We start from the raw sequence: 4,159 nt of genomic DNA, 5'->3' as shown, positions 1-4,159 counted from the left end.
TCGCCGTGGCGCTGGCGGTCGTATGGCTGGCGTCGACGAACTCACCGACCTCCAACGCCGTCTGCAGGTACGCGAGGTTGCTCTGGATGCCGTCGATACGCATGGCTTGCAGGCTCCCCTGCAGCTGACGCCGGGCCGCGTCACGGTCCTCACCGTGGGCCAGCACTTTGACCAGCATGGGATCGAACTCCGCTGGCACGGAGACGCCCGCCTGGACCCACCCGTCCACGCGCACCTGCGCATGCGGTGGCGGTAGCGTTAGGGCCGTGATCAGCCCGGGTGCCGGGCGGAAGCCGCGCGCGGGGTCTTCCGCGTAGACGCGCGCTTGCATGGCGGCGCCGTGCCTCTCGGGCACGGCCAAGAACTCGCCCTCACCGCTGCCGAGGCGCACCATCCACTCGACGAGATCCACACCCGTGATCATCTCGGTCACGCCGTGTTCGACCTGCAGGCGGGCGTTGACCTCGAGGAAGTAGAAGGCCTCGCGATCGCGGTCGTAGAGGAACTCCACGGTACCCGCCGAGCGATAGGACACGGCCTCCATCAACCGGCGAGCGGCGTCGTGCATCGCCTGGCGTAGGGCGTTCGCCAGGTTGGGGGCGGGCGCCTCTTCGATCACCTTCTGATTGCGCCGCTGGAGCGAGCAGTCGCGGTCGCCGAGCACGATGACCTTGCCGGCTCCGTCCCCGAATACCTGCACTTCCACGTGGCGCGCCGCCGTGACCTGGCGTTCCAGGAACACCCGCGCATCACCGAAACTGTTAGCCGCCTGGCCGCGGACGATCTCGTAGTTGGCACGCAGCGCCGCTTCGTCCTGGCAGGGGCGCATGCCGATGCCGCCACCGCCGGCGCTGCTCTTGAGCATCACGGGCCAGCCGATCGCCTGCGCTTCGGCGAGGGCATCATCGACGCTATCGAGCAGTCCCGTGCCTGGCAGGAGGGGCACGTCCGCCTGCAGGGCAAGCTCGCGCGCCTCGTGCTTGAGACCGAAGCACTCGATCTGCCGCGGCGTCGGGCCGAGGAAGACGATCCCGGCGCCCTCGACCGCCTGCGCGAAGCTCGCGTTCTCGGAGAGAAACCCGTAACCCGGGTGGATCGCGTCCACGCCGTGCTCGCGGGCGATCTCGATCAAGCGATCGCCGTTGAGATAGGTCTCCAGCGCGCTGCCGGCGCCGAGGCACACGGCGTGGTCGGCGTGGGCCACGTGCAGGGAAGCCCGGTCGGCCTCGGCGAACACGGCCACGCTCTCCACGCCCATCGACCGCAGGGTGCGTTGGATACGCGTGGCGATGGCGCCGCGGTTGGCGATCAGTACCCGTCGCATGGCGCTACTGTGGGTCCGGTCCGTCGTAGACCACGAACTCGATCGGCGTCGGGTTGAAGCCGCTGCAGGGGTTGTTGAGCTGGGGGCAGTTGGAGAGCAGCACGAGCACGTTCATCTCCGCCTGCATCTCCACGTAGTGCCCCGGGCCGCTGATGCCGTCTTCGAAGCTGAGTCCGCCTTCTGGGGTGATGGGCACGTTCATGAAGAAGTTGACGTTGGCCGTGAGGTCGCGCTTGGTCAGGGCGTCGTGGTCGGAGAGCATCGCGATGAGGAAGCTATCGCGGCAGTTGTGCATGAACTTCTTGCTGTGTGCGTAGCGCACGGTGTTGCTCTCAGACGCGCAGGCGCCGCCGAGGGTGTCGTGGCGGCCCACGGTGTCGGCGGTGATCGTGAGCATCGGGCGGTTTTCTGTCGAGAGCAGCGTCGACCCGGTGCTGAGGTAGACGTTGCGCTGGGCGCGTATCGTGTCGACCGCCGAGTAGCGTTCGACGGGGTCGTCGGCGTTGAAGAAGAACGCATCGACCGCTTCGTTGCCGAGCGTGTCGACGATGCGGCAGATCTGACCCGCCTGCACGGGGGCGAGGAGCGGTGCGCCGGCGCGTACGGTGGTGCTGGAGATCGGTTCGGCGCTGCTCATGCTTGGGGTCCCTGCGGTGTTTGGGCGAACCATGCCTCAGTGTTCTCGTAGCCGCGCACGTTCTCGGGTCGGGAGTGACGGCACGGATCGTCGGGGCCGGCGGGGCCGGTCCAGTGCACGGAGAGGGCGACGGATCCGCTGGGATAGGTCTCGTAGGGCGCGAGGGGGTGGGGCGCGGTGGAGAGCACCACCAGGCAGTTCATCTCCGCTCGCAGGTCCACCGTGGCCTGTGGCTGTTGGCTCTCGGGGTCGAAGGTCGTGTTGCCCGCCTCGTCCGTGAGGATGCGCGTGAATAGATTGATGTTGGGCACCAGGTCGCGGCGCGAGAGGCCCCAGCGGCCGAGTTCCATGAGCAGGCCGTCGCGGCCGTTGCGGAAGTAGTCGTTGCGCACGGTCTGGAAGTCCGCCTCCCCGTACTGCGCGGTGATCAGGGCCGCGTTGGTGGTGCCGCAGAAGGCGTCGTGCTGGCCGAAGTTGTCGTAGGGGATGGAGAGCAGCACGCGGCCCATGTCCGAGTACAGCACCAGCGGCGAGCCCAGGCGCGAGACGTGCTGCGCCTTGAGCGTGTCCGCCATGTTGTAGCGCTCGCTCTTCTCGTCGTGGTTGACGGCGATCAGTGCTACGTTGGCGTCGCCCTGCACATCCACCAAACGCAGCGTATAGCCCCGCCGCAGGAGCAGGGAGTGATGGCAACCTGCGGGCAGCGTCTCCGTGAGCACCGGGGGCGATAGGGCCGGCGGCGGCGTGGTGTCAGGCATCGGGGGCATGCTCCTTCAGTGGGTGACGTCCGCGCTCGCCTTGGCGCGCTCGCGACGCAGGGGGATGTCGTAGGTGATCCGGGCGCCCGTGGACGGCGCGCTGCCGTCGCCCGGCGTGTCGAGCACCAGCAGGCGCGTGCCGAGCTTGAAGGCCTCGCGCAGATCGTGGGTGACCATCACCACCGTCATGCCACGGCTGCGCCACAGCTCCGTGAGCAGTTCGTGCATGCTGGTGCGGTTGCCGGGGTCGAGGGCCGCAAAGGGCTCGTCCAGCAGCAGCAAGGGCGGTTCGCGGGCGATCGCCTGGGCCAGGGCCAGGCGCTGCTGCATGCCGCCGGAGAGCTGACCTGGGTAGCGCTTGGCCGCCTCGCCCAAGCCCACCCGCTCCAACAGCTCGTCGGCCTGCTTGCGGATCGCCGCCCGACGGGCGCCGAAGCACAGGCCGAAGACGGGATCGCCATCGCGCAGCTCCAGCCCCAGGCGGACGTTCTCCGCCACCGTGAGATGGCGGAACACGGAGTAGCGCTGGTAGACGATGCCGCGCATGGGGTCCGGCTCGGCCGCGAGCGGTTCGCCGCCCAGCAGGATGCGTCCGCTGGTCGGGCGTTCCTGGCCCAGGAGCATCTTCAGCAGCGTGCTCTTGCCGCAGCCGCTGGCGCCCACGAGGGTGCAGAAGTCGCCGGGCTCGAGGGCGAAGTCGATGCCGTTCAGGATCACCGTATCCCCGTAGGCCTTGGTGAGGCTCTCCAGTACCAAGGCGCTCATGCGGGCTTGTCCTTCAGCTGCTGCGCCGTGTGCCAGGGGAAGAGCCCGTGGGTCAGCGCGCGCAGGGACCAATCCGTGAGCCACGCGAGCAGGGTGATCCACACCACGTAGGGCAGGATGATGTCCATGGCGAGATAGCGACGGACCAAGAAGATTCGATAGCCGAGCCCCTCCGTGCTGGCGATGGCCTCGGCAGCGATGAGGAATAGCCAGGCAGCGCCGAGGGAGAGACGGACCGCGTCCAACAGCCGCGGCAGCATCTGCGGCAGGACGATGCGCCAGATGATGCGCCAACTGCCCGCGCCAAGGGTCTGGGCCTTGATCAGCTCCTCGATCGGCAGCTCGCGGATGCGGGCCTCGATGTCACGGGCAATGAAGGGCGCCACGCCGATGGCGATGAGGGTGATCTTCGAGGCCTCATCCAAGCCTAAGGTGATGAACAGGATCGGCAGCAGGGCCAGGGGCGGCACCATGGCGATGGCGGCGAGGAAGGGGGAGACGGCGGCGCGCAGCAGGGGTAGCAACCCGGCTGCGCCGCCGAGGATCAAGCCGGCGCTTGCCCCCCGCGGCTACCCCCAGGGCGACCCGCTTCAAGCTGGCTAGCGTGTCCGTCCAGAACAGGTAGTCGCCCGTGCGCTTGTCGGGCGTGAAGGCCATGCGCTGGAACGCCTCCCC

At 68.4% G+C, this 4,159-nt stretch carries 4 protein-coding genes and 1 pseudogene; all 5 read right to left on the bottom strand.

Annotation, left to right across the window (positions count from 1 at the left end; all coding sequences use genetic code 11):
• The coding region (locus AAF184_24985; protein ID MEO0425613.1) for a biotin carboxylase N-terminal domain-containing protein at nt 1-1,324 on the bottom strand (1,324 nt) is incomplete at its 3' end.
• 4 nt (nt 1,325-1,328) lie between these two features.
• Nucleotides 1,329-1,961: an urea amidolyase associated protein UAAP2 gene (locus AAF184_24980; protein MEO0425612.1), complete on the bottom strand. Its 633-nt coding sequence runs from the start codon at nt 1,959-1,961 to the stop codon at nt 1,329-1,331.
• The gene (locus AAF184_24975; GenBank protein ID MEO0425611.1) at nt 1,958-2,719 is read right to left on the bottom strand and encodes an urea amidolyase associated protein UAAP1; all 762 of its coding nucleotides are present in this window, start codon (nt 2,717-2,719) and stop codon (nt 1,958-1,960) included. Before AAF184_24975 ends, AAF184_24980 begins: the two co-directional genes overlap by 4 nt.
• A gap of 15 nt (nt 2,720-2,734) precedes the next feature.
• Entirely contained in the window at nt 2,735-3,484 is a 750-nt protein-coding gene (locus AAF184_24970; GenBank protein MEO0425610.1) for an ABC transporter ATP-binding protein, read from the bottom strand.
• A pseudogene (locus AAF184_24965) lies at nt 3,481-4,159 on the bottom strand (ABC transporter permease subunit). Before AAF184_24965 ends, AAF184_24970 begins: the two are co-directional and overlap by 4 nt.

Source organism: Pseudomonadota bacterium (genome assembly GCA_039815145.1).
GTDB lineage: Bacteria > Pseudomonadota > Gammaproteobacteria > Steroidobacterales > JBCBZW01 > JBCBZW01.
The sequence above is the reverse complement of the archived record's forward strand: the minus strand, read 5'-3'. Positions and strand labels throughout refer to the sequence as shown.

Bases quoted from the DNA above. Each gene is read 5' to 3' on its own strand.
- AAF184_24980 (MEO0425612.1), bottom strand. From the start codon at position 1,961: ATGAGCAGCGCCGAACCGATCTCCAGCACCACCGTACGCGCCGGCGCA.
- AAF184_24975 (MEO0425611.1), bottom strand. From the start codon at position 2,719: ATGCCTGACACCACGCCGCCGCCGGCCCTATCGCCCCCGGTGCTCACG.
- AAF184_24970 (MEO0425610.1), bottom strand. From the start codon at position 3,484: ATGAGCGCCTTGGTACTGGAGAGCCTCACCAAGGCCTACGGGGATACG.